Origin of the sequence: Curvibacter gracilis ATCC BAA-807, from assembly GCF_000518645.1 — a bacterium.
GTDB lineage: Bacteria > Pseudomonadota > Gammaproteobacteria > Burkholderiales > Burkholderiaceae_C > Curvibacter > Curvibacter gracilis.
Genome location: NZ_KI912466.1, coordinates 18,631 through 42,654, shown reverse-complemented (window position 1 = coordinate 42,654; position 24,024 = coordinate 18,631). Strand labels below are relative to the sequence as shown.

The 24,024-nt window shown below is 65.9% G+C and carries 22 protein-coding genes; 16 read left to right on the top strand and 6 right to left on the bottom strand.

Translation table 11 applies throughout. The features are described 5' to 3' along the window. Window positions 1-52: 52 nt before the first annotated feature. Window positions 53-655 carry a phosphoribosylglycinamide formyltransferase gene (purN, locus tag L880_RS0125820; RefSeq protein ID WP_027478056.1) on the top strand — a complete coding sequence of 201 codons (603 nt, stop codon included), beginning with the start codon at window positions 53-55 and terminating at the stop codon, window positions 653-655. Here the strand turns inward: purN and xopAW are convergent. Next, complete coding sequence (xopAW, locus tag L880_RS0125815) at window positions 634-1,623, bottom strand: EF-hand domain-containing protein (RefSeq protein WP_027478055.1); 990 nt, start codon at window positions 1,621-1,623, stop codon at window positions 634-636. The two genes, purN and xopAW, sit on opposite strands and share 22 nt — an antisense overlap. Before the next feature lie 272 nt (window positions 1,624-1,895). Between xopAW and L880_RS0125810 the strand changes: the two genes are divergently transcribed. Further along, a complete protein-coding gene (locus L880_RS0125810) occupies window positions 1,896-2,630 on the top strand; it encodes a response regulator (protein WP_027478054.1) in 735 nt (244 codons plus the stop codon). Beyond that, window positions 2,618-3,841 (top strand): ATP-binding protein, encoded by a 1,224-nt coding sequence (locus L880_RS0125805; protein ID WP_027478053.1) that lies wholly within the window; start codon window positions 2,618-2,620, stop codon window positions 3,839-3,841. Before L880_RS0125810 ends, L880_RS0125805 begins: the two co-directional genes overlap by 13 nt. A gap of 3 nt (window positions 3,842-3,844) precedes the next feature. Here the strand turns inward: L880_RS0125805 and L880_RS0125800 are convergent, their stop codons facing one another. Further along, complete coding sequence (locus L880_RS0125800; protein WP_027478052.1) at window positions 3,845-4,108, bottom strand: DUF1653 domain-containing protein; 264 nt, start codon at window positions 4,106-4,108, stop codon at window positions 3,845-3,847. Between the two features lie 90 nt (window positions 4,109-4,198). Here L880_RS0125800 and L880_RS0125795 point away from each other — a divergent pair, with 90 nt between their 5' ends. From L880_RS0125795 to L880_RS0125785, 3 genes are all read left to right on the top strand, one after another. Next, window positions 4,199-5,467 (top strand): RsmB/NOP family class I SAM-dependent RNA methyltransferase, encoded by a 1,269-nt coding sequence (locus L880_RS0125795; protein ID WP_027478051.1) that lies wholly within the window; start codon window positions 4,199-4,201, stop codon window positions 5,465-5,467. 174 nt (window positions 5,468-5,641) lie between these two features. Continuing rightward, entirely contained in the window at window positions 5,642-6,844 is a 1,203-nt protein-coding gene (locus tag L880_RS0125790) for a DesA family fatty acid desaturase (RefSeq protein WP_027478050.1), read from the top strand. A gap of 571 nt (window positions 6,845-7,415) precedes the next feature. Then, window positions 7,416-8,921 carry an aminotransferase-like domain-containing protein gene (locus tag L880_RS0125785; protein ID WP_027478049.1) on the top strand — a complete coding sequence of 502 codons (1,506 nt, stop codon included), beginning with the start codon at window positions 7,416-7,418 and terminating at the stop codon, window positions 8,919-8,921. 72 nt (window positions 8,922-8,993) lie between these two features. On the opposite strand, the gene rpmG is transcribed toward L880_RS0125785, so the two are convergent. The 3 genes from rpmG to trxB form a co-directional block, all read right to left on the bottom strand. After that, window positions 8,994-9,164, bottom strand: a complete 171-nt coding sequence (rpmG, locus tag L880_RS0125780) for a 50S ribosomal protein L33 (protein WP_019574658.1) — start codon at window positions 9,162-9,164, stop codon at window positions 8,994-8,996. A gap of 11 nt (window positions 9,165-9,175) precedes the next feature. Then, complete coding sequence (rpmB, locus tag L880_RS0125775; RefSeq protein ID WP_019574657.1) at window positions 9,176-9,409, bottom strand: 50S ribosomal protein L28; 234 nt, start codon at window positions 9,407-9,409, stop codon at window positions 9,176-9,178. 233 nt (window positions 9,410-9,642) lie between these two features. Next, on the bottom strand, window positions 9,643-10,602 hold the full coding sequence (gene trxB / locus L880_RS0125770) for a thioredoxin-disulfide reductase (protein ID WP_027478048.1): 960 nt from the start codon (window positions 10,600-10,602) through the stop codon (window positions 9,643-9,645). A gap of 212 nt (window positions 10,603-10,814) precedes the next feature. Here trxB and L880_RS0125765 point away from each other — a divergent pair, with 212 nt between their 5' ends. The 5 genes from L880_RS0125765 (at window position 10,815) to L880_RS0125745 (ending at window position 17,450) form a co-directional block, all read left to right on the top strand. Further along, a complete protein-coding gene (locus tag L880_RS0125765) occupies window positions 10,815-11,492 on the top strand; it encodes a Crp/Fnr family transcriptional regulator (RefSeq protein WP_027478047.1) in 678 nt (225 codons plus the stop codon). 64 nt (window positions 11,493-11,556) lie between these two features. Then, on the top strand, window positions 11,557-13,878 hold the full coding sequence (locus tag L880_RS0125760; RefSeq protein WP_027478046.1) for a DNA translocase FtsK: 2,322 nt from the start codon (window positions 11,557-11,559) through the stop codon (window positions 13,876-13,878). Window positions 13,879-13,888: 10 nt separating this feature from the next. Further along, complete coding sequence (lolA, locus tag L880_RS0125755; protein ID WP_027478045.1) at window positions 13,889-14,530, top strand: outer membrane lipoprotein periplasmic chaperone LolA; 642 nt, start codon at window positions 13,889-13,891, stop codon at window positions 14,528-14,530. Window positions 14,531-14,666: 136 nt separating this feature from the next. Then, entirely contained in the window at window positions 14,667-16,232 is a 1,566-nt protein-coding gene (locus tag L880_RS0125750; RefSeq protein WP_043330759.1) for a DUF1800 domain-containing protein, read from the top strand. An 18-nt stretch (window positions 16,233-16,250) separates the two neighbouring features. After that, window positions 16,251-17,450: a DUF1501 domain-containing protein gene (locus L880_RS0125745; protein ID WP_027478043.1), complete on the top strand. Its 1,200-nt coding sequence runs from the start codon at window positions 16,251-16,253 to the stop codon at window positions 17,448-17,450. Between the two features lie 22 nt (window positions 17,451-17,472). Here L880_RS0125745 and L880_RS0125740 read toward each other — a convergent pair whose 3' ends face one another. After that, a complete protein-coding gene (locus L880_RS0125740) occupies window positions 17,473-18,345 on the bottom strand; it encodes a dienelactone hydrolase family protein (RefSeq protein ID WP_027478042.1) in 873 nt (290 codons plus the stop codon). A gap of 259 nt (window positions 18,346-18,604) precedes the next feature. On the opposite strand from L880_RS0125740, the gene L880_RS0125735 reads away from it, so the two are divergent. From L880_RS0125735 to L880_RS0125715, 5 genes are all read left to right on the top strand, one after another. Beyond that, the gene (locus L880_RS0125735; RefSeq protein ID WP_027478041.1) at window positions 18,605-19,909 is read left to right on the top strand and encodes a replication-associated recombination protein A; all 1,305 of its coding nucleotides are present in this window, start codon (window positions 18,605-18,607) and stop codon (window positions 19,907-19,909) included. 499 nt (window positions 19,910-20,408) lie between these two features. Next, a complete protein-coding gene (locus tag L880_RS0125730) occupies window positions 20,409-21,338 on the top strand; it encodes a branched-chain amino acid ABC transporter permease (protein ID WP_027478040.1) in 930 nt (309 codons plus the stop codon). Between the two features lie 14 nt (window positions 21,339-21,352). Next, window positions 21,353-22,435 carry an ABC transporter permease subunit gene (locus tag L880_RS0125725; protein ID WP_043330755.1) on the top strand — a complete coding sequence of 361 codons (1,083 nt, stop codon included), beginning with the start codon at window positions 21,353-21,355 and terminating at the stop codon, window positions 22,433-22,435. Between the two features lie 12 nt (window positions 22,436-22,447). Further along, window positions 22,448-23,218, top strand: coding sequence for an ABC transporter ATP-binding protein (locus L880_RS0125720; protein ID WP_027478038.1), 771 nt, complete (start codon window positions 22,448-22,450; stop codon window positions 23,216-23,218). A 17-nt stretch (window positions 23,219-23,235) separates the two neighbouring features. Continuing rightward, window positions 23,236-23,955 carry an ABC transporter ATP-binding protein gene (locus L880_RS0125715; RefSeq protein ID WP_157443456.1) on the top strand — a complete coding sequence of 240 codons (720 nt, stop codon included), beginning with the start codon at window positions 23,236-23,238 and terminating at the stop codon, window positions 23,953-23,955. The last annotated feature ends 69 nt before the right edge of the window (window positions 23,956-24,024 follow it).

Below are 24,024 nucleotides of genomic sequence, written 5' to 3'. Positions count from 1 at the left end.
AATCGCGGGTTGTTCCAAGAGGGCTCCGGCATGCTGCGGGCCTGTCCCATCCATGAAAAACATCGTGATCCTGATCTCCGGCGGCGGCTCCAACATGAAGGCGCTGGTCGGTGCCGCCCAGCGCGAGAACTGGGCGCAACGCCATGGCGCACGCATCGTGGCGGTGATCAGCAACAAGGCCGATTCGGCCGGCCTGGCCTGGGCCCAGGCGCAGGGCCTGGCCACGGCCGTCTTGAGTCACCGCGACTTTGCCAGCCGCGAAGCTTTTGATGCGCAACTGGCGCAATTGATCGACCTGCATGAGCCGGCGCTGGTGTTGCTGGCGGGCTTCATGCGCATCCTCACACCGGGTTTCGTGGCCCGCTACGAGGGCCGGCTGATCAACATCCACCCCTCTTTGCTGCCCGCTTTCACCGGCTTGAACACCCATCAGCGCGCCATCGAGGCGGGCTGCGCCTTTGCCGGTGCCACGGTGCACCGGGTGACGGCGGAGCTTGATCACGGCGAAATCCTCGGCCAGGCCGTGGTGCCTGTGCTGCCGGGAGATCGCCCCGAACAGTTGGCGGCCCGGGTGCTGAGCCAGGAGCACCAGCTCTACCCGGCCGTGGTGGCCCGGCTGCTGGCGCGCCAGGCTCAGGCCGATGCGCTGAGCTGACTGCCGACGCTGTTCCAGCCGTGCATGTGGGCCTGGTATTCGCGTCGGGCGGCCTGGACCAGCTGAACCAGATCCTGGGTGGCTGTGCTGCTGCTGTCGCTTTGGCTGCTGGAACTGTTGCTTGAATCGCTGCTGGAATTGCCGGAGCTGCTGCCCGTGCCGGTCGAGCCCGTCGTGCCGTCGAGCTGGCTGGCCAGCTGGCTCAGAAAAGTCTGTGCCTCGCTGCTGCTGATGTCGCCACTCTGATCGCTGTCGATGGTGTTGAACAAGGCCTGCAGCGGGTCCTCGGTGCTGCTGGCGTTGCTGGCGCCGGTGACCAGGCTGCTGCTGTTCAGGCTGCTGTCGGTCAAGGGTGGGGGTGGGGGCGGCATGCCACCCTGTGGGGGCCCATCCTGGCCTTGTGGGCGCGCGGCGTCGAGCTCGCTGGCACTCAGGCTGCCATCGCCATTCGTGTCGAGCTGGCTGATCACATCCGAGGCACTGAGGGCCGAGCTGCTGTTGCCCTGGTCGGAGGCCATCTGGTCGAGCAGGCTTTGCAGTTCGTCCTGGCTCACGCTGCTGTCGCCATTGGTGTCGAGCTGGCTGAACAGGTCGTCACCGGCCTGGCCGGTGGCCGTGGTGCTGGAAGTGCTGTTGCTACTTCGCGATTGGACAAAATCCATCGTCGTCGGCGGCGGCAGCACGGATTTCAGCGCCTCGCCCAGTTCGCTGGCGCTCAGGCTGCCGTCCCCGTTGCTGTCGCTGGTCGACAGCAGGTCGGAGGCGGTGCTGCCGCCGAGGCTGATGCCGGTCTTTTGCGAGACATCGGACAGCAGGTTCTGCAGCTCGGTGCTGTCCACACTGCCGCTGCTGTCGGTGTCGAATTGGCTGAACAGGCGCTCTGCTGCTTTTCCCCCGCCGGGTGGCCTGGGCGGCATGGCGCTGGCCCAGCCATGGCTGGCGCTGGTGACGGTGCTGAGACTGGACATGGTGCTTCCTTTCAGATCGGGCTGAAGCGGGTCCCATGCAGGCGTCGGGCGGTCGATTCGCAGCCGCGTTCATGGGCTGGGATCGATTTTTCGGGGCCTGGGTAAATCCTGTTTGTCGGTGGTGTAACGGGCTTGATACGAAAGGCTTTTCAAAGCTTTGAAAAGCGGGGGTAAAGAAGTTGGACAAGCGTTTCCAACGGCTAACGGGCTGCTTACACTGCGGCCACAAAGCGCCTCTTTCATGGCCTCTTCATTGCTTCTTTCGACTACCCATGCAACATATTTTGGTGGTGGACGATGACGCAGACATCACCACCTTGCTGGCCCAGTACCTGGGTCGTTTTGGATTCACGGTGCACACGGCCTCCGATGGTGAGTCCATGCGCGCCCGGCTCAACAGCCACCCCATCGACCTGGTCGTGCTGGACCTGATGCTGCCCGGGGCGGACGGGCTGGCGCTGACGCGCGAACTGCGCGCCCGGTCTTCGCGCCTGCCCATCATCATGCTCACGGCCCGAGGCAATGCCTACGACCGCGTGCTGGGCCTGGAGATGGGGGCCGACGATTACATGAGCAAGCCCTTCGAGCCGCGTGAACTGGTGGCGCGCATCCAGACCGTGTTGCGGCGCGCCGTCGCTGGGGCTGCGGCGGCACCCCAGGCGGCAGAGGCTGAAGTGGTGCATTTCGATGGCTGGTCGCTCTACCGCATGGAGCGCCACCTGGTCTCGCCCGAGGGCGTGGTCATTCCCTTGTCGAACGCCGAGTTCCGCTTGCTGTGCACCTTCCTGGGCATGCCCCGGCGCATCTTCAGCCGCGACCAACTCATGGAGCAGGCGCGCGGTCGGGCCATGGACGCTTTTGAACGCAGCATCGATCTGCTGGTGTCCCGGCTGCGCCAGAAGCTGTCGGATGATCCCCGTGAGCCACGTCTGATCAAGACCGTGCGCGGTGCGGGCTACCTCTTCAACGTGCGTTCGGTTCAGGGCCACGTCGGATGGCAGCGCTGAGGTCGGCAAGCCCCAACCAGGACCCGCTCGGCCAGGGTGCCGGCGTGCCGCAGGCTGCACCGTCCGTGCCCCTCTGGCGGCGCTGGCTGAACCGCTGCGTGCCGCGCACCCTGTTCGGCCGTCTGGCCTTGCTCTTGTTTGTGGCGGTGCTGGCCAGCCATGTGCTGGCGCTCACGCTGATGTTCAACCTGCACGACCTGATAGGGCATGGCCCGCCACCTCCACCACAGGTGCGCCAGGAGGCGGCCGATGGGGCGGCCGGAGAGAGGCTTGCGCAGGCTGGGGCGCATCGTCCGCCAGGGCCTCCGGGCGAACCTGGACCGCAGCCGCCGCATGGCCCGCCCAGCATCTGGGATGCGGGCTTGCTGCTGGACATCGGCGTGCGCCTGTCGGCCTTGATGGTGGCCGCCTGGGTGGGCGCGCGCTGGTTGTCCAAGCCCATCGACCGCCTGGCACTGGCGGCCCGCGAGCTGGGCAAGAACATCGACCGGCCACCCCTGTCCGAAGATGGGCCGGCCGAATGCAAGGAGGCGATCCAGGTGTTCAACCAGATGCAAGCCCGGATCCGGCAGCAACTGGAGGAGCGTGACCGCTTCGTGGCGGCGGTGTCGCACGACCTGCGCACCCCGCTGACCCGCCTGCGCCTGCGGGCCGAAACCCTGGAAAGCAGCGAGGACAGGCGCCAGTTCGGCCGCGACATCGTCGAGATGGACGAGATGATCACCGCCACCCTGGACCACCTGCGCGGGGTGGCCGACCCTGAGCCCATGGTGCAGCTCGATGTGAAGGCCCTGGTCGACAGCCTGGCCGACGACCAGCAGGCCTGCGGCCACTGGGTGCCGGTGCACGGGCGCGCTGGCCTGTTGCCGGCCCAGGCCGGCGCCCTGCGCCGCTGCGTGGGCAATCTGATCGGCAATGCGATCCGTTACGGTGGGCAGACCGAGGTGTTTCTGTGGGACACCGGGGACGAGGTCGGCATCGAGGTGCGCGACCACGGCCCCGGCCTGCCCGAGGCCGAACTGGAGCGTGTGATGGCCCCGTTCTACCGCGTTGAGGGCTCGCGCAACCGGCACCATGGCGGGGTCGGCTTGGGGCTGTCGATCGCGCGCGACATCGTGGCCCGGCATCAAGGCCGGCTGCAGTTGCGCAACGCCTCGGGCGGTGGGCTGCTGGCCATCGTGGTGCTGCCGCGCCTGCCGGCGGCGGCCTGAGTTTCAGGCGCCGGGCCGCTCCGCGTCGGCTACAGGGGTGAAGCGCTGCACGCGCCGGCCTTCGATCTCGAGCGCTTCCAGGAACATGGCGGCTGGCCGCACCCACAGCCCCTGCTGGCCGTAAAGGGCCTGGTACAGCGTGAGGGGTTCCAGGGTTTCGCTGTGGCGCACGGTGTCGATCACGCGGTACAGGCCGCCGCGGTAATGGCGGTACAGGCCGGGGGGCACGCGCGGGCTGAGTTCGGGCAGATCGGAGTCGTCAGGCATGGTTTGGCGGTGGGTGGCCGTGGGGGTGATGGGGCCGCGCAGTATGCCGCAACAGCCGGGCGTCCTGACAAGCATGGGAAAATGCGGCCCATGCACCCTAAAGCCCTGTTGGATGCCTGTGCCGAACTGGTCAGGCTCTCCCTTCTTTTCGACCACCCCGCTGACTCGGTGGTGTCCCGTTTTTTCCGTGATCACCGCAACCTCGGGCCCCGCGAGCGCGCCACGCTGGCCGAGACCACCTACAACGTGCTGCGCCAGAAGCTGCGCTTCGAATACCTGGCCCGTTCGGGCTCGGGCCCGAAGGAACGTCGCCTGGCCATCCTGGGTTTTCATGGCCCGCGCGACTTCGTCAAGAGCGCCCTGACCGATCAGGAGCGCAACTGGCTGGACGCCTGCGATGCCGTGACCGACACCGATCTGCTGGAACCGCATCGCCACAACCTGCCCGAGTGGCTGGCCGCGCCGCTCAAGGCCCAGGTGGGCGAGGGCTTCTGGGCCCTGGCCGCCAGCATGAACCAGGGCGCGCCCCTGGATCTGCGGGTGAACGCCCTGGCCGACAAGCGCGAGGCGGTGCAGAAGGAACTCAAGACCGCCGGCATCAAGGCCGAACCCACGCCCTATTCGCCCTGGGGTCTGCGCGTGGACGGCAAGCCGGCCCTGACCAAGCTCGACGCCTTCACCCGCGGGGCCATCGAAGTGCAAGACGAGGGCAGCCAGTTGCTGGCCCTGTTGCTGGATGCGCATCGCGGCGAGATGGTGGTCGATTTCTGTGCCGGTGCCGGGGGCAAGACCCTGGCCATCGGCGCCAGCATGCGCAACACCGGGCGCCTGTACGCCTTTGACACCTCGGGCCACCGCCTGGACGCGCTCAAGCCGCGCCTGGCCCGCAGCGGCCTGTCGAACGTGCACCCTGCCGCCATCGCCCACGAGCGCGACGACCGCATCAAGCGCCTGGCCGGCAAGATCGACCGCGTGTTGGTGGATGCCCCTTGCTCCGGCCTGGGCACCCTGCGCCGCAACCCCGATCTGAAGTGGCGTCAAAGCCCCAAGGCGATCGAGGAACTGGTGGCCAAGCAGACCGCGATCCTGCAAAGCGCAGCGCGCCTGCTGAAGCCGGGCGGGCGTCTGGTGTATGCCACCTGCAGCATCCTGCCGCAGGAGAACGAGGCGATTGCCGAGGCCTTCTCGGCCGCCAACCCCGACTTCCTGCCCCTGGATGCCGCGCCCACGCTGACCCAGCTCAAAGTGCCGCAAGCCGAGGGCCTGTGCACCGGTGAAGGCGGGCGTTACCTGCGCCTGTGGCCGCACCTGCACGCCACCGACGGCTTCTTTGCCGCCGCCTGGACGCGCAAGCCCTGAGCGGGTGACTGAGCCGGGGGCGCCCCGTCAAGCCTGGATAGCAGGGCAATCCATAAGGTTAAAAAAACCGTGTATAGGCTTTGAGCGATTAAAATTCGTGCTAGCTGCGTCCTGCAGCTTTGTTTTTTGGGGAGCAGTCCCCATGAATTCCTTCATCGAGGACAAGGTTCATACATGTTTTTACCGGACTGGGCTGTGCTGAATGCGGCCATCGACTGGCTGGGTCACGGCCTTTGGGATCTGACCTGGTGGCAGGTCGTGCTGTACACACTGGTGACCACCCACCTGACCATCTGTGGCGTGACCATCTTCCTGCACCGTTCGCAGGCCCACCGGGCGCTGGATCTGCACCCCATCCCCCAGCATTTCTTCCGCTTCTGGCTGTGGATCGGCACCGGCATGGTGACCAAGCAGTGGGTGGCCATCCACCGCAAGCACCACGCCAAGTGCGAAACCGCTGAAGACCCGCACAGCCCGCAGACCCGCGGCATCGAGACGGTGTTCTGGCAAGGTGCCGAGCTGTACCGTGCCGAAGCCAAGAACACCGAGACCATCGCCCGTTTCGGCCATGGCACCCCGGACGACTGGATCGAGCGCAACCTGTATTCGCGTTTCAGCTGGCAGGGCGTGGGCCTGATGCTGATCCTGAACCTGGCCCTGTTCGGCGCGTTGGGCGCCACCGTGTGGGCGGTTCAGATGCTGTGGATCCCGATCACCGCGGCCGGCATCATCAACGGCATCGGCCACTACTGGGGTTATCGCAACTTCGAGGCGCCGGACGCCAGCACCAACATCTCGCCGATCGGCATCATCATTGGTGGCGAAGAACTGCACAACAACCACCACACCTACCCGACCTCGGCCAAGTTCGCGGTCAAGCCCTACGAATTCGACATCGGCTGGGTCTATATCAGCCTGATGTCCAAGATCGGCTGGGCCAAGGTCAAGAAGACGCCGCCCAAGCTGCAACTGGGGGACATCCGCCCCGTGGCCGACGAAAAGACGCTGGAAGCCCTGATCGCCAACCGCTACGAAGTGATGGCCGGCTATGCCCGTGGCGTGCGCCAAGAACTGGCTGCGCTCAAGGCCAAGCAAGGTGATGCTCCTCTGCTGGATGCCGCCCGCCGCTGGTTGCACCGCGATGCCGAAAAAGTGCCTGCCGCCGCCCAGCCCGAACTGGCCCAGGCCCGTGCGGCCTACCCGGCGCTCGACAAGATGGTGGTGATGCGCGAAGAGCTGCGCCAGTTGTGGCTCAACACCTCGCAGTCGCGTGAGCAGCTCACGCGTGATCTGCAGGCCTGGTGCCGCCGTGCCGAAGAGAGCGGCATTGCCGCCCTGCGCGACTTCTCGATCAGGTTGCGCGCCGCCCAGGCCTGATCGCCGTCAGCCAGGCCCCCATCAGCCGCCCCCAGGTCGTCAGGCCGGGGCGGCTTTTTTGTGGCTGGGTCGTGGCGCTCGGGGGCGGACGGTGTGGCTCCGTTTCAGGTGCCATCCGCCATTGTCCGCGGCAAGCTGTGGCCCCTGGGTTGTGCAGGCAGACCCAGCCTGTGCCCGGGCTGCGCCAGCCTTGCCCGGCTTGCAGTCGATACGGCAGGCGCGTGTCGGGCTGGCCCGGGTAGAGGCGGATTTGCAGCGGGCCGCTCAGGCCCTGCAACTCGCTGCCCTCAGTCACCCATAGCAGGCGCTGGCCTGAGGGTTCGAGCGACAGGATGCGCTGAGACCGGGGTGCCGGTGGTGGGGCAGCGCCCGGGGTGGCGAGGGGGGGAGCGAGGAGGGTGGTGCTGGCGTTTTTCATGCCTTCAGCGTAGGGCGCCGGGGCTCTGGGCAACAGGCACAGCCAGGCGGGGTCTGGGACGCATCAGAGCCGAAAAAACACCGCTGTTTCGGTATCACGGGCGGGCTTCTGTATCTGTTGCGGTGCGTTGCCTTGGGGCATCATGCTTGCCTCATGTCCGATCTACAGACCCGCCCGCTCGCCGAGCCTTCTCCGCTTTACCGGCAGGTGGCCGAGCACTACCACCAGGCGATCCGGCAAGGGGTTTTGGGCGCCGGCACCCGCATGCCCTCGGTGCGCGAGCTGATGCAGCGCCATGGCGTGAGCCTGAGCACCGCCTTGCAGGCCCTGCGCACGCTGGAGTCCCTGGGCTGTGTGCAGGCCCGGCCCCGGGTGGGGTATTTTGTCTGCGACAGCCCGCAGTCCTTGCTGGGCGAGTGCTCCGAGCCCGATCTGCGGCTGCCTTTGCATCGCCTGGATGGGGCGGAGTTCGCAGGCATCAATGAACGCATTTCGCTGTGGCTCGAAAAAAGCCGCCTGGCGCAGGTGCGCATCGACCTGGGCTCGGCCATGCCGGCGGCCGAGTTGTTTGACGGCGCGGCCTTGAATCGCATCGGTGCGGCGCTGTTGCGGGAGCATCCAGAGATCCTGGTGCAGGGGCATTCGCGGCCCGGCACCCATCCGATCTTCCAGGCGGCGATGGCTCGGCGCGCCCTGGAGTCGGGTGTGCATGTGGCGCCGCACGAAGTGATGTCGACGCTGGGCAACTCCGAGGCGGTGAATCTGGCGCTCAGCGCGGTGGCCGAGCAGGGGGATGTGATTGCCATGGAGTCACCCACTTTCTACGGCCTGCTCCAGGCCGTGGAGGCGCAGAACCTGCGGGCCATCGAGATTCCCAGCAGCGCCCGCACCGGTCTGTCGCTGGAGGCGCTGGAGCTGGCCGTGCAGCAGGAGCCCCGGCTCAAGGCCGTGGTGGTGGTGCCGCATCTGCAGATGCCCCACGGCGCGGTGATGCCCGATGCGCACAAGGCCCGTCTGGTTGCCTTTTGCGAGCAGCACAACCTGGCGCTGATCGAGGACGACATCTACCGTGAACTGGTGGACACCCCTGGCGTTTCGCGCCCGCTCAAGGCCTGGGATCGCAGCGGCCAGGTGATCTACTGCGTGTCCTTCAACAAAACCTTGGCGCCGGGCTTGCGCCAGGGCTGGATGAATGGGGGGCGCTGGCACACCCGGGTGCAGATGCTCAAGTTCGCCAAGACCCGCAACATGCAGGTCTGGGCGCAGTTGCTGGCGGCGCGCTGCGTGGATTCGGCCGCCTTCTCGCGCCATCTGAGCCGGCTGCGCGGCCACCTGGCCCGGCAGCGCGAGCGCAGTGTGCAGGCGGTGGCGCGGCATTTTCCGGTGGGCACGCGCCTCAGCGTGCCGCCGGGTGGCCTGAGCCTGTGGATCGAGCTGCCTTTGGGGGTGTCTTCGTCGCTGCTGTTCGAGCGCGCCCTGGACTGTGGCATCCGGGTGGCGCCGGGGCCGATGTTCTCCAACACCGGCCGCTATGAGCGCTTCATGCGCCTGAGCTGTGGCCTGCCCTTCACGCCCGAGGTCGAGGCGGCTTACGTCACGTTGGGTCAGTTGGCCAAGGCCATGATCGCGCAAGACCCGCTGGGCCTGTCGGCCGCCTGAGGGTTGTCGGAGGCGCAGACAAGAAAAAAGCCACCGGGCCGGGGCCGGGTGGCTTGACGGGAAAGGGCTGAATTACTTCAGCTTGATTTCCTTGTAGTCGACGTGCTTGCGAGCTTTCGGATCAAATTTCTTGATCAGCATCTTCTCGGGCGTGGTCTTCTTGTTCTTGGTGGTGGTGTAGAAGTGGCCGGTACCCGCAGTGGATTCCAGCTTGATCTTTTCGCGTCCGCCTTTGGCTGCCATGGTGATTCTCCTTAAGCCTGGCCACGTGCGCGCAGATCTGCGAGCACAGAGTCGATACCGTTCTTGTCGATCAGACGCAGAGCGGCGCTGGAAACACGCAGGCGAACCCAACGGTTTTCAGTTTCAACCCAGAAACGGCGGTATTGCAGGTTCGGCAGGAACCGGCGCTTGGTTTTGTTGTTGGCGTGGGAAACGTTGTTCCCGACCATCGGGCCCTTGCCCGTGACTTCACATTTGCGTGCCATGTGGACACTCCTAAGACTGTTAACGGCCGAAGCCGCACCTCGCCACCCGGGCCGGTCAAGGCGCTTGCCGTGGTGTTTCGGGGCAGGCCCGAGGCACCCGGCAGGGTGGCGGTGGAGGTAATTTGCAAATTGGGTGCAGCCAAAGACTGCGCCTTTTCAGCAAAGCTAAAGATTATAGCCTGCGAGCTGATCGGCCTACAAGCGGTCGATCAGCTGTGGCCAGCGGCGCAGCCTCAGGCCTGGCCGTCTTGCTCCAGGAAGCGCTGTGCGTCGAGTGCCGCCATGCAGCCCGTGCCGGCGCTGGTGATGGCCTGGCGGTAGATGTGGTCTTGTACGTCGCCGGCCGCAAACACGCCGGGCACGCTGGTCATGGTGGCAAAGCCCTGCAGGCCCGAGCGGGTGACGATGTAGCCGTCCTTGGTGTCGATCTGGCCCTGGAAGATCTCGGTGTTGGGCTGGTGGCCGATGGCGATGAAGCAGCCGGTCAGCGCGATGTCTTCGGTGCTGCCGTCTTCGGTGCTCTTCAGGCGCACGCCGGTCACGCCCGAGGCGTCGCCCAGTACTTCTTCCAGGGTGCGGAACAGCTTGAGCTCGATCTTGCCGGCGGCCACCTTCTCGGCCACCTTGTCCACCAGGATGGGCTCGGCCTTGAATTTGTCGCGGCGGTGGATCAGGGTCACCTTGCGGGCGATGTTCGACAGGTACAGGGCTTCTTCGACAGCGGTGTTGCCGCCGCCCACCACGCACACGTCCTGGTCGCGGTAGAAGAAACCGTCGCAGGTGGCGCAACCCGACACGCCGCGGCCCATGAAGCTTTGCTCCGAGGGCAGGCCCAAGTACTTGGCCGAGGCGCCGGTGGCGATGATCAGGGCATCGCAGGTGTACTGGCCGCTGTCGCCGCTCAGGGTGAAGGGGCGCTTGGACAGGTCCACCGAGTTGATGTGGTCAAAGACGATCTCGGTCTTGAAGCGCTCGGCATGCTCCAGAAAACGCTGCATCAGCTCGGGGCCTTGCACGCCGTTCACGTCGGCAGGCCAGTTGTCGACCTCGGTGGTGGTCATCAGCTGACCGCCCTGGGCCATGCCGGTGACCAGCACCGGGTTCAGGTTGGCGCGCGCTGCATAGACTGCGGCGGTGTAGCCGGCAGGGCCGGAGCCGAGGATGAGAACTTTGGCGTGTTTGGTGTTAGACATGGTAAAAGCCTGATGAAATAGCGACCGTTGGTCCCCTGAATTGGGGGGTGCTGCAGAAGTATCAACCGGTGTCACCTGATCGGCGACCCTGTGTTTTCAATGATCGCGATTGTAAGAACCTAATCGGGATCCAGGCCCCGGAGGGGTCTGCAAGCCCCTTTTAACCTCAACCTCCGGTGATGACGCCGGGTGTGCCAAGGAGATTTCACGACATGACGACCATGGTGTCCAACCTTGAACTGCTGCGGCGCGTGCCATTGTTTGCCTTGCTGACGGCGGCCCAGGCAGAGCTGATTTCGCGGGTGGTGGTGAAGCGGCGCTTCAAGCGCGGCGAGGCCTTGGTGGAGCAGGACAGCAAATCAGATGCGCTTTTCATCTTGCTCAATGGCCGTGTCCGCGTCCTGACCACCGACAAGCGGGGCCGTGAAGTCATTCTGGCCACCTTGCGCACGGGGGATCACCTGGGCGAGATGAGCCTGATCGACAACCAGACCCATTCGGCCACCGTGCGGGCCGAGATCCAGACCGATGTGCTGACCCTGGGCCGGGTCGAATTCCTGCGTTGCCTGCAGGACAACAGCAGTGTGGCTTATGCCGTGATGAAGCGCCTGGTGCAGCGTCTGCGTCAGGCGGATCAGAAGATCGAATCGCTGGCGCTGATGGATGTGTATGGCCGGGTTGCCCGGGCCCTGATGGAGCACGCCAGCGAAGGCCCCGATGGGGCGCTGGTGATCCGCGACAAGCTTTCACGCCAGGACATTGCCAAGATGGTGGGCGCCTCGCGCGAAATGGTCAGCCGGGTCATGAAAGACCTGGAGGAGCGCGGTTTTGTGCAGACCGACGAGGCCGGCTGCATGACGGTCAAGGACCGGCTGCTGCAGCTGACCTGAACACCGCCGGCCCCAGCGCCGCAGCGGCCCTGCGCTGCGCTAAGCTTGGCGTCCTTGACTGCCTATGACCTATTCCCTTCACACCCTGAATTCCTCCGCCCCGGCCCGTGACCGCGATGCCCCGGTGCGCTACGGGGTCAGCCGTTTCACCCACGAGATCGGCCTGATCGTCTGGGCGGCCCTGCTGGTGCTGTGGCTGTTGGCCCTGCTGACCTACCACGCGCAAGACCCGGCCTGGTCGACCACGGGGGGCAGCCTGAAGGTCCTGAACTGGAGCGGGCGCCTGGGCGCTTGGCTGGCCGATGTCAGCTACTTCATGCTGGGTTTTTCCGTCTGGTGGGGGGTGGCTGCGGCCGTTCGTGCCTGGTTGGCCAGCCTGGCGCGCTGGATGCGCGCCGACGAGGCCGGCCAACCTGGCGCGCGTTGGCCGTTCTGGCTGGGCCTGGTGCTGCTGGTGCTGGCCAGCACGGCGCTCGAATGGACGCGGCTGTACCGCTTCGAGGGGCATCTGCCGGGCCACGCCGGGGGCGTGCTGGGCTACCTCACGGGCCCTTTGCTGATGAAGTGGCTGGGTTTCACCGGATCGGCCCTGCTGACCCTGACCGTCGGCCTGGTCGGCAGTGCATTGGTGTTCCGTTTCTCTTGGGGCCATGCGGCCGAGCGCCTGGGCGCAGCGCTGGACTCGCTGGTGCAGTCGCGGCGCAAGAAGAGCGAGATTGCCGAAGACCTGGCGGTGGGCAAGCGTGCGGCGCGTGAACGCGAGGAGGTGGTGCACGAAGAGCGTATCGAGATCCGCGAACACCACCCGCAGCCGGTGCAGATCATCGAGCCGGTGATGATCGACGTGCCCAAGAGCGAGCGTGTGGTCAAGGAGCGGCAAAAGCCGTTGTTTACCGAAATGCCCGACAGCAAGCTGCCCCAGGTTGACCTGCTCGACGGGGCCTTGCTGCGCCAGGAGACCGTGGCCCCAGAGACCCTGGAGATGACCAGCCGCCTGATCGAGAAGAAGCTCAAGGATTTCGGCGTCGAGGTGCGCGTGGTGCTGGCCTCGCCAGGCCCGGTCATCACCCGTTACGAGATCGAACCCGCCACCGGGGTCAAGGGTTCGCAGGTGGTGAACCTGGCCAAGGACCTGGCGCGCTCGCTGAGCCTGGTGTCGATCCGGGTGATCGAGACCATCCCGGGCAAGAACTTCATGGCGCTGGAGCTGCCCAACGCCAAGCGCCAGACCATCAAGCTCAGTGAAATCCTGGGCTCGCAGATCTACCACGAGGCCAAGTCACTGCTGACCATGGGCCTGGGCAAGGACATCATCGGCAACCCGGTGGTGGCCGATCTGGCCAAGATGCCCCACGTGTTGGTGGCCGGCACCACGGGTTCGGGCAAGTCGGTGGGGATCAACGCGATGATCCTGTCGCTGCTGTACAAGGCCGAGGCGCGGGATGTGCGCCTGCTGATGATCGACCCCAAGATGCTGGAAATGTCGGTCTACGAAGGCATTCCGCACCTGTTGGCCCCGGTGGTCACCGACATGAAACAGGCGGCCAACGGCCTGACCTGGTGCGTGGCCGAGATGGAGCGCCGCTACAAGCTGATGAGCAAGCTGGGCGTGCGCAACCTGGCGGGCTACAACACCAAGATCGACGAGGCCAAGGCGCGCGAAGAGTTCATCTACAACCCCTTCAGCCTGACCCCAGAAAGCCCGGAGCCTCTGCAGCGCCTGCCCCACATCGTGGTGGTGATCGACGAACTGGCCGACCTGATGATGGTGGTGGGCAAGAAGATCGAAGAGCTGATCGCCCGCCTGGCCCAGAAGGCCCGTGCCGCCGGCATCCACCTGATCCTGGCCACCCAGCGCCCCAGCGTGGACGTGATCACCGGCCTGATCAAGGCCAACATCCCGACCCGCATCGCCTTCCAGGTGAGCAGCAAGATCGACAGCCGCACCATCCTCGACCAGATGGGGGCCGAGGCCCTGCTGGGCATGGGCGACATGCTTTACATGCCCAGCGGCACCGGCTTCCCGGTGCGGGTGCACGGCGCCTTCGTCAGCGATGAAGAGGTGCACCGCGTGGTCAGCTACCTGAAAAGCCAGGGCGAGCCCGATTACATCGAAGGCGTGCTCGAAGGCGGTACCGTGGACGGGGACGACGGCCCGGGCGGTGAGGGCGGCGGCGAGGGCGGCGAAAAAGACCCGATGTACGACCAGGCCGTCGAGGTGGTGCTGAAAGACCGCAAGGCCAGCATCTCTTACGTGCAGCGCAAGCTGCGCATCGGTTACAACCGCTCGGCCCGCCTGCTCGAAGACATGGAAAAAGCCGGCCTGGTGAGTGCCCTCACCGCCAGTGGCCAGCGCGAGGTGCTGGTGCCCGCGCGCAACGAATGAGAGTGAGCCCATGAAGATCCGACAACACCTGCTGGCCCTGGGGCTGGGTTTGAGCCTGGCCGGGCCCGCCCTGGCCACCGGCCTGGACGCCCTGGAGACCTTTGTCAAAGGCACGCGCGGCGGCAAGGCCGAGTTCACCCAGGTGGTGACGGCGCCGGCACGCGAAGGGCAGGTGGCGCGCAGCAAGAGCTCCAGCGGCGTGTTCGAATTTCTGCGCCCCTCGCGCTTCCGTTTCGACTACCGCAAGCCTTTCGAGCAGCAACTGGTCGCCGATGGCCAGACCGTTTGGCTGTACGACGTGGACCTGAACCAGGTCACCGCGCGCAAGCAGTCGCAGGTGCTGGGCTCCACCCCGGCCGCCCTGCTGGCCTCGGCGCCCGACCTCAAGTCGCTGGAGGCCGAGTTCAAGCTCAGTGCCTTGCCCGAGCAGGACGGCCAGCAGTGGGTGCAGGCCCTGCCCAAGTCGCGCGATGGTCAGATCCAGAGCGTGAAGATCGGTTTCAAGGGCGAGCAGCTCGCCACCCTCGACATCCTGGACAGTTTCGGCCAGCGCTCGGTGCTGAGCTTCACCGGTTTTCAGGCCAACCCCAGCCTGCCGGCCGACACCTTTCAGTTCAAGCCGCCCAAGGGGGCGGATGTGGTGCAGCAGTAAGAGTGGGTGGGCGCTGGCGGTCTTTACCATCCGTTTGTCAACGCCAGCCTGCCGCGGGTCGTTGCGAGTTCACCGCGGGTGACGGGCTGGCCTCTTGGCTGGCACGTGCGCCTGGCGCTCAACCGGGAAACCCATCATGGATCTGATGCGTCGACACCTGCTCGCTGGCTCCGCCGCCGGCGCCTGCCTGGGCCTGGCGGGCTGTGCCGGCCTGCCGGGCGCTGAAGGCGGCCCCCACGATGGCCAGGCCGATACCGCAGCGGCGCAAGTCCGCTGGCTCAATCGGCTGACTTGGGGCGCCACGCCCGAGGCGGCGCGACAACTGGCCGCTCAGGGCTTGTCGCGCTGGCTGGCGCAGCAGCTCAAGGCGCAGCCGGGCGTGCCTTTGCCGCCCGAGGCCCAGGCCCAGATCGAGGCCATGACCATCACCCGCGAGCCCTTGGTGGCCCGCGTGGTGGCCCTGGAGGCGCAGCGGCGTGCCGCCGATGCCTTGAAGGACGATGAGGCCAAGAAGGCCGCCCAGCAGGCCTACCAGCAGGAGTTGAACCGCCAGGGGCGCGAATCGGCCCAGCGCTTCGTGCTGCGTGCCCTGTATTCACCCCAGCAGGTGCAGGAGCAGATGGTCTGGTTCTGGATGAACCATTTCAGCCTGCACCTCTACAAGGGCAATCTGCGGGCGCTGATCCCGGATTTCGAGGATCAGGCCGTTCGCCCCCACGCCCTGGGCCGGTTTCGCGATCTGCTGGGGGCCACGGTCTACCACCCCGCCATGCTGCGCTACTTGGACAACGAGCACAACGCGGCGGGCCGCCTCAACGAGAACTACGCCCGCGAGCTGATGGAGCTGCACACCCTGGGCGTGGGCGGGGGCTACTCTCAACAAGACGTGCAGGCCCTGGCGCGGGTGCTGAGCGGCCTGGGCGTGGTCAACCCGCCCGACGCGCCGCCGCCCCAGCTGCCACCGGCCCTGCAGGGGCAGTATGTGCGCCGGGGCCTGTTCGAGTTCAACCCGCGCCGCCACGATGACAGTCCGCAGTCGCTGCTGGGCCAACCCCTGCCCGGGCGGGGCCTGGCCCGCGTCGAGGCGGCGCTCGACCGGCTGGCCCGGCACCCGTCCACCGCGCGCTTCGTGGCCCGCAAGCTGGTGCTGTTCTGGGTGTCTGACACCCCGGCGCCCGGCCTGGTGGACCGGGTGGCCGCGGCTTTCCAGCGCAGCGACGGCGACATCGCGGCCACGCTGAATGCGCTGTTCTCCAGCCCGGAGTTCGCCGCCTCGCTGGGCACGCTGTTCCGGGACCCGGTGCACTACGTGCTGGCCGCCGTGCGCCTGGCCTATGACGGGCGCGTCATCCTCAACCCCAACCCGGTGCTGAACTGGATCAACCGCCTGGGCGAGCCCTTGTACGGCCGCAGCACACCCGACGGCTACCCGCTGGAGGCGGCGGCCTGGTCCAGCGCGGGCCAGATGAGCACCCGCTTCGAGGTGGCCCGGGCCATCGGCTCGGGGCCGGCGGGCCTGTTCAAGACCGAGGCCACGCCCCCGGTCGAGCAGCCGGCCTTCCCCCAGCTGTCGAACGCGCTGTACCACCAGGGCCTGGCGCCCAGCCTGAGCCCACGCACCCGGCAGGCCCTGGAGCAGGCCAGCTCGCCTCAGGAATGGAACACCTTCCTGCTGTCGTCTCCTGAATTCATGAACCGCTGACCCGAAAGCGAGGTCCTCATGCAACGCCGACACCTTCTTCAGCACCTGGGCGCCGCCAGCCTGGCACCACTGGCCTTGCATGGCAGCCGCAGCTGGGCTGCGCCGGGGGCCGGGCGCAACAAGTTCCTGCTGGTGTTTCTGCGCGGCGGCTACGACGCGGCCAACCTGCTGGTGCCCACGGCCAACACCTTTTACGAGGAATCGCGCCCCAACATCGCCATTGCCCGGCCCGGTCGCCCGCAAGGGGCCTTGCCGCTGGACGCCCAGTGGGGGCTGCACCCGGCCCTGGCCAGCACGGTGCTGCCCCTGTACCAGCGCGGGCAGGCGGCCTTCATCCCCTTTTGTGGCACCGACGATCTCACGCGCAGCCATTTCGAGACCCAGGACAGCATCGAGCTGGGGCAGGGCGTGGGCGAGCGGCGCGACTTCCGCTCGGGCTTCCTGAACCGCCTGTGCGCTGAGTTGGGCGGGGCCGAAGGCCTGGGCATCGCCTTCACCGATCAACTGCCCATGGCCTTGCGTGGCCCGGTGCCGGTGGCCAACGTGGCCCTGGCCTCGGTGGGCAAGGCCGGGGTCGACGAGCGCCAGGCCCGCATCATCGAGGCCATGTATGGCGGCGGCCCACTGGCCACCCCGGTGCGTGAGGGCTTTCAGGTGCAGGCCGAGGCGCGCCAGAGTCTGCAGGCCGAGATGGAAAGCGCCAACCGGCGTGCCATGAGCTCCCGCGGCTTCGAGCAGGTGGCGCGTCGCCTGGCCTTTTTGCTCAAGTCGGGCCACGACATCGGCTTTGTCGATGTGGGCGGCTGGGACACCCATGTGGCACAAGGGGGGGCCAGCGGCGCCCTGGCCAGCCGTTTCGACGAATTGGGCCAGGGCCTGGCGGCGCTGGCCGACGAGATGGGCGAGACCTGGGGCCGCACCACGGTGGTGGTGATCAGCGAGTTTGGCCGCACCTTCCGCGAAAACGGCAACCGGGGCACCGACCACGGGCATGGCTCGGTGCTGTGGGTGCTGGGCGGCAGCCTGCGCGGCGGGCGGGTGCTGGGCGAGCAGGTGGCCGTCAGCCCGGCCACCTTGTTCCAGAACCGGGATTTTCCGGTGCTCAACGACTACCGCAGCGTGCTGGCCGGCCTGCTGGGGCGGCAGTATGGCCTGGGGCCGCAGGCCTTGCAGAGGGTCTTTCCGGGCGCGGCCGTGCGTGATCTCGGTTTGGTCTGAGCCTGGACGCGCGTTGCCGTTTTCAGGGCGCTGACCGCTCAGCCAGGGCACGCCTCAGGAAGCCGGCCACGGCGTCCTGTGCGGCCGGCCAGTTCAGCAAGGTGTGCGGGGCGTTGGGGATCAGCAGCACGCTGGCCCGGGGGTTGTCCTTCAGGGCCGTGGCGCAATGCCCTTGGGCTTCGGCCGCACCCAGCCAGGGGTTGCTGCGCGAGAAATACGGGTCGGTGCTGCTGATCAGGTTGAGCACGGGCTGTCCCGGCGCAAAGGCGTTGCGCGGGGCCTGCACAAAGTAGTTGGCCTCGCAGCTCCACGAGAACACCATGCGTGCTGCGACGCCATCGCCGGCATAACGGGCCACCGCCACCGCGCCTTCGCTGGTGCCCGCCAGCACGATGCGCCGGGCATCGGCCCAGGTTTGGGCCTGCAGGGCCGCCAGCGCCGGCGCGATTTCCGAGCTGCGCAGCGCATGGATGCGCTCATAGTCCTGGGCTGAGATCGGCGACTGGTAGGTCACCCGCTCGGGCAGGGCAAACGAGTCCGGGGCCAGGCTGGCAATGCCCTGGTCGGCCAGCCACTGTTGCCAGGTGGCGATGGCGCTCAGGCCCAGGCCGGACGATCCATGCAGAAACAGCACCACCGGCACGGCCTGACCCTGTGTCGCAGGCCGGGCACTGAAGGCCCCGGTGTACCGGGCGCCGCCGGTGGCGCGCTCGGGCAGCACCAGTGCCGCCCGCGCCACGCTGGTGGCCAGCGAGGCCGGGGTGTGCTGCCAGGCCGTGCCCTCGATGCGGCCAGTCGGCGTGGTCTGCGCCAGGGTGTGGGCGCTCATGAGCAGGCTCAGCCCCAGCAGGGCGATGCAGCGCATGGGAAGCACGGAGATGCGAGCTGGGGACATGGGTTGCGCCTCTTTGTTCGGTGGGCCCAGTGTCGCGTGCCGGAGCGGTCGTTGCCATCCGTGAAAACCGAGCCCTGGTGCATGGACAATCGAGGCATGAACACGCCTCGCCCAGCCTCCAAGCCTGACACGGCCTTGTCTGTCCCCCTGGCCGAGCGGCTGCGTCCGCACCCGCCGGTCCGCTCATCCTTGCATGAACATCTCGCAATGGCCCTGGTGCAGTTCCCTGGGCTTTTGCTGGGCTCAACGGGGGTGAAGCATGGCTGATCTGTTCGAGCAGGAGCCTTCGGCACCGCTGGCCGAAGCACTTCGCCCCAAGACCTTGGACGAGGTGGTCGGACAGTCGCATTTGCTGGGCGAGGGCAAGCCTCTGCGGCTGGCTTTCCAGTCGGGCAAGCCTCATTCCATGATCTTCTGGGGGCCACCGGGCGTCGGCAAAACGACGCTGGCGCGCCTCACCGCCACCGCCTTCAAGTGCGAGTTCATTGCCCTGTCTGCGGTGTTCTCCGGTGTCAAAGACATCCGGGCCGCCATGGAGCAGGCACAGCAGAACCTGGCCATGGGCAAGCACACGATCCTGTTCGTGGACGAAATTCACAGGTTCAACAAGTCGCAGCAGGACGCACTGCTTCCGTACGCGGAAAGCGGCTTGGTCACCTTCATCGGCGCCACCACGGAGAACCCTTCCTTTGAAGTGAACTCGGCGCTGTTGTCGCGCGCTCAGGTCTATGTCTTGAAGTCCTTGACGGACGACGAGCTCAAGCTGCTGCTGCTGCGCGCCCAAGAGCTGGCCCTCGGCCATCTTCTGTTTGACGACCCCGCAAGAGACACGCTGATCGGCTATGCCGACGGGGATGCCCGACGGTTCTTGAACCTGCTCGAACAGACGAGCACGGCGGCCAGGGCGTCTGGCATCACGGCCATCACGGCTGATTTCTTGCAGAACGCCCTGACCTTGAACAGCCGGCGCTTCGACAAGGGCGGTGACAACTTCTACGACCAGATTTCAGCCTTGCACAAGTCGGTGCGGGGCTCCCACCCGGATGCGGCCCTTTACTGGCTGACCCGCATGTTGGACGGCGGTGCCGATGCCCGCTACCTGGCCCGGCGCATTGTTCGCATGGCCTGGGAAGACATTGGCTTGGCCGACCCCAGGGCCATGCAGATTGCCAACGATGCGGCCCTGACCTATGAACGCCTGGGCAGTCCGGAAGGCGAGCTGGCCCTGGGCCAGGCGGTCATCTACCTGGCGGTGGCTGCCAAGAGCAATGCGGGCTACAACGCCTACAACCAGGCCAAGGCCTTTGTGAAGCAGGACAAGAGCCGTGAGGTGCCGGTGCATCTGCGCAATGCGCCCACCAAGCTCATGAAGGAACTGGGCTATGGGCATGAATACCGGTATGCCCATGACGAGCCCAACGCCTATGCGGCGGGTGAAACCTACCTGCCTGAGGGCATGGAGGAGCCCGGTTGGTACCAGCCCGTGCCAAGAGGGTTGGAGCTCAAGATTGCCGAGAAACTGGCCCATCTGCGTGCATTGGATGACGCCGCACGTCACGACTGAGTTTTTTTTCATCCCGAATTTCTGAGCTTTGACGCTCTGGCGATGAGCATTTCCGGTCACGAATGCACCCCTCTGGTGCGTTCGTGTTGGAAATGGGCTTCGGCCTTCCGCACGCTGATTTTTGAGCGCGCCAACACCTCATTGCTATTGAACTTGTAGCGGTGATTTATGACGGCAAGCCATCTTGCGCCACGATGGGTGGGGTCGCGGATGGCGCGGTCTGCTGTTTGCAGGCCTGGGTCCGTCAGCAGTCACGTGAATGAACCGCGGTTTTCATCAGTTTTTATGATGCCCAAATAGGCCTGCTGATGCAGGTCAAAACACGGGTAAACCCCGGTCAGTCAATAACTTTTTCATTCTGTACCGTTGGCTACAATCCCGGCCACCAACCCGCATCCGATTTATCTGGCGGGTTTTTTGCTAGGTGGAAGACGGCTTTGTTGTGCCCCGGCGATCCGCCCGGGGATCGGCAGGGCATCTGACTCAACGGAGAAACTTTATGGAAATATTGCTGCAGCAGATCATCAACGGTCTGGTACTCGGCAGCATGTATGCCTTGGTAGCCCTGGGCTACACCATGGTGTACGGCATCATCAACCTGATCAACTTCGCCCACGGCGAGGTGCTGATGGTCGGGGCACTCACCAGTTGGACCATCATCGGGTTCATGAAGGACGCGATGCCTTCAGCGCCCGGCTGGCTGATCCTGCTGATCGCGGTGATCATCGCCTGCGTGGTCTCGGCAACGCTGAACTTCGTGATCGAAAAAGTGGCTTACCGGCCGCTGCGCAACAGCCCCAAGCTGGCTCCGCTGATCACGGCCATCGGCATGTCGATCCTGCTGCAGACGCTGGCCATGATCATCTGGAAGCCCAACTACAAACCCTATCCCTCGCTGCTGCCCTCGGCACCGATCGAAGTGGGTGGCGCGGTGATCACGCCCACCCAGATCCTGATCCTGGGTGTGACGGCCGTTTCGCTGGCCGTGCTGATGTGGCTGGTCAACTACACCAAGCTGGGCCGTGCCATGCGTGCCACGGCTGAGAACCCCCGCGTGGCCGCCCTGATGGGCGTGAAGCCCGACATGGTCATCTCCGCCACCTTCATCATCGGCGCCGTGCTGGCCGCCATTGCCGGCGTGATGTATGCCGCCAACTACGGCACCGTGCAACACACCATGGGCTTCCTGCCCGGCCTCAAGGCCTTCACGGCCGCGGTGTTCGGCGGCATCGGCAACCTGGCCGGCGCCGTGGTGGGTGCCATCCTGCTGGGTCTGATCGAGTCGATCGGCTCGGGCTACATCGGCGCCCTCACCGGCGGCCTGCTGGGCAGCAACTACACCGACATCTTCGCCTTCGTGGTGCTCATCATCGTGCTGACCCTGCGTCCTTCGGGCTTGCTGGGTGAACGTGTGGCCGACCGCGCCTGATCGGGGGAATCAACATGAACCAAGACAACAAGACCCTCAAGTACGTGGCCGCTGGCGCGGCCCTGCTGCTGCTGCCCTTGCTGCTGCAGTTCTTCGGCAACGCCTGGGTGCGCATCGCCGACCTGGCCCTGCTGTACGTGATGCTGGCCCTGGGCCTGAACATCGTGGTCGGCTACGCCGGCCTGCTGGACCTGGGCTACGTGGCTTTCTATGCCGTGGGCGCCTACATGTTCGGCCTGCTGGCTTCGCCCCAGCTGACCGACAACTTTGCCGCCATTGCGGCCATGTTCCCGGGCGGTCTGCACACGCCGTGGTGGGTCATCATCCCGCTGGGTGCCGTGCTGGCGGCCTTCTTCGGCGCCTTGCTGGGGGCCCCGACGCTGAAGCTGCGTGGCGACTACCTGGCGATCGTGACCCTGGGTTTCGGTGAGATCGTGCGGATCTTCATGAACAACCTGGACCACCCGATCAACATCACCAACGGCCCCAAGGGCCTGGGGCAGATCGACTCGATCAGCTTCTTCGGTCTGGACCTGGCCAAGCGCCTGTCCATCGGTGACTACGACATCAACTCGGTCACGCTGTACTACTACCTGTTCCTGGTGCTGGTGATCTTCACCGTGATCATCTGCTACCGCCTGCAGGACTCGCGCATCGGTCGTGCCTGGATGGCCATCCGTGAAGACGAGATCGCCGCCAAGGCCATGGGCATCAACACCCGCAACATGAAGCTGCTGGCTTTCGGCATGGGCGCCAGCTTCGGCGGCGTGGCCGGTGCCATGTTCGGCGCCTTCCAGGGCTTTGTGTCGCCCGAGTCCTTCAGCCTGATGGAGTCGGTGATGATCGTGGCCATGGTGGTGCTGGGTGGCATTGGCCACATCCCTGGCGTGATCCTGGGTGCCGTGTTGCTGTCGGCCCTGCCCGAGGTGCTGCGCTACGTGGCCGGCCCCTTGCAAGCCATGACCGACGGCCGTCTGGACTCGGCCATCCTGCGCCAGTTGCTGATCGCGCTGGCCATGATCATCGTGATGCTGTTGCGTCCGCGTGGCCTGTGGCCCGCGCCCGAACACGGCAAGTCGCTGCAGCAAGTTCGTTAAGGAGAGACACCCATGGCAGAAACCGTACTCAAGGTGTCCGGCATTTCCAAACGCTTCGGCGGCCTCCAGGCCCTGAGCGATGTGGGCATCACCATCGAACGTGGCCAGGTCTATGGCCTGATCGGCCCCAACGGCGCCGGCAAGACCACGTTTTTCAACGTCATCACCGGGCTGTACACGCCCGACACCGGCAACTTCGAGCTGGCCGGCAAGCCCTACCAGCCCACGGCCGTGCACGAAGTGGCCAAGGCAGGCATTGCCCGCACCTTCCAGAACATCCGCTTGTTCTCTGAAATGACCGCGCTCGAGAACGTGATGGTGGGCCGCCACATCCGCACCGGCTCGGGCCTGCTGGGGGCGGTGTTCCGCACCGCGGGCTTCAAGGCCGAAGAGGCCGCGATCGCCAAGCGCGCTCAAGAGCTGCTCGATTACGTGGGCATCGGCAAGTACGCCGACTTCAAGGCCCGCACGCTGTCCTACGGCGACCAGCGCCGCCTGGAGATCGCCCGCGCCCTGGCCACCGACCCGCAGCTGATCGCGCTGGACGAGCCGGCCGCCGGCATGAACGCCACCGAGAAGGTGCAATTGCGCGAGCTGATCGACCAGATCCGCCGCGACAACCGCACCATTTTGCTGATCGAACACGACGTGAAGCTGGTCATGGGCCTGTGCGACCGCGTCACGGTGCTGGACTACGGCAAGCAGATTGCCGAAGGCCTGCCCGCCGACGTGCAGAAGAACGAAAAGGTGATCGAGGCTTACCTCGGCGCCGGTGGCCATTGAGTGAGAAAGACAAACCCATGACAGCGAAAACGCTTTTGAAAGTGGCTGGCCTGAAGGTGTCCTACGGGGGCATCCAGGCGGTCAAGGGCGTGGACTTCGAGGTTCACGAGGGCGAGCTGGTCTCGCTGATCGGCTCCAACGGTGCGGGCAAGACCACCACCATGAAGGCCATCACCGGGGGCCTGGCGGCCAACGCCGGCGACATCTTCTACCTGGGCAAGCCCATCAAGGGGCAGGGCGCCTGGGACCTGGTCAAGCAAGGCCTGGTGATGGTGCCCGAGGGGCGCGGTGTGTTCACCCGCATGACCATCACCGAAAACCTGCAGATGGGCGCCTTCATCCGCAACGACAAGGCTGGCGTGCTGGCCGACATCGACAAGATGTTTGCCCTGTTCCCTCGCCTCAAGGAGCGCCGCGACCAACTGGCCGGCACCATGTCGGGCGGTGAGCAGCAGATGCTGGCCATGGCCCGCGCGCTGATGAGCCAGCCCAAGGTGTTGTTGCTGGACGAGCCCTCGATGGGCCTGTCGCCCATCATGGTCGACAAGATCTTCGAGGTGGTGCGTGACGTGTCGGCCCAAGGTGTGACCATCGTGCTGGTCGAGCAGAACGCCAGCCGTGCCCTGGCCATTGCCAGCCGCGGCTACGTGATGGAATCGGGCCTGATCACCATGACCGGCAAGGGCAAGGACCTGCTGAGCGATCCCAAGGTGCGTGCCGCCTATCTGGGCGAGTAAGCCACTGTGCTCCCAGCGCCGTCGGCTGACGGCACGCTGGGCTGCCAAAGCCGGGTTTTGACCCGGCTT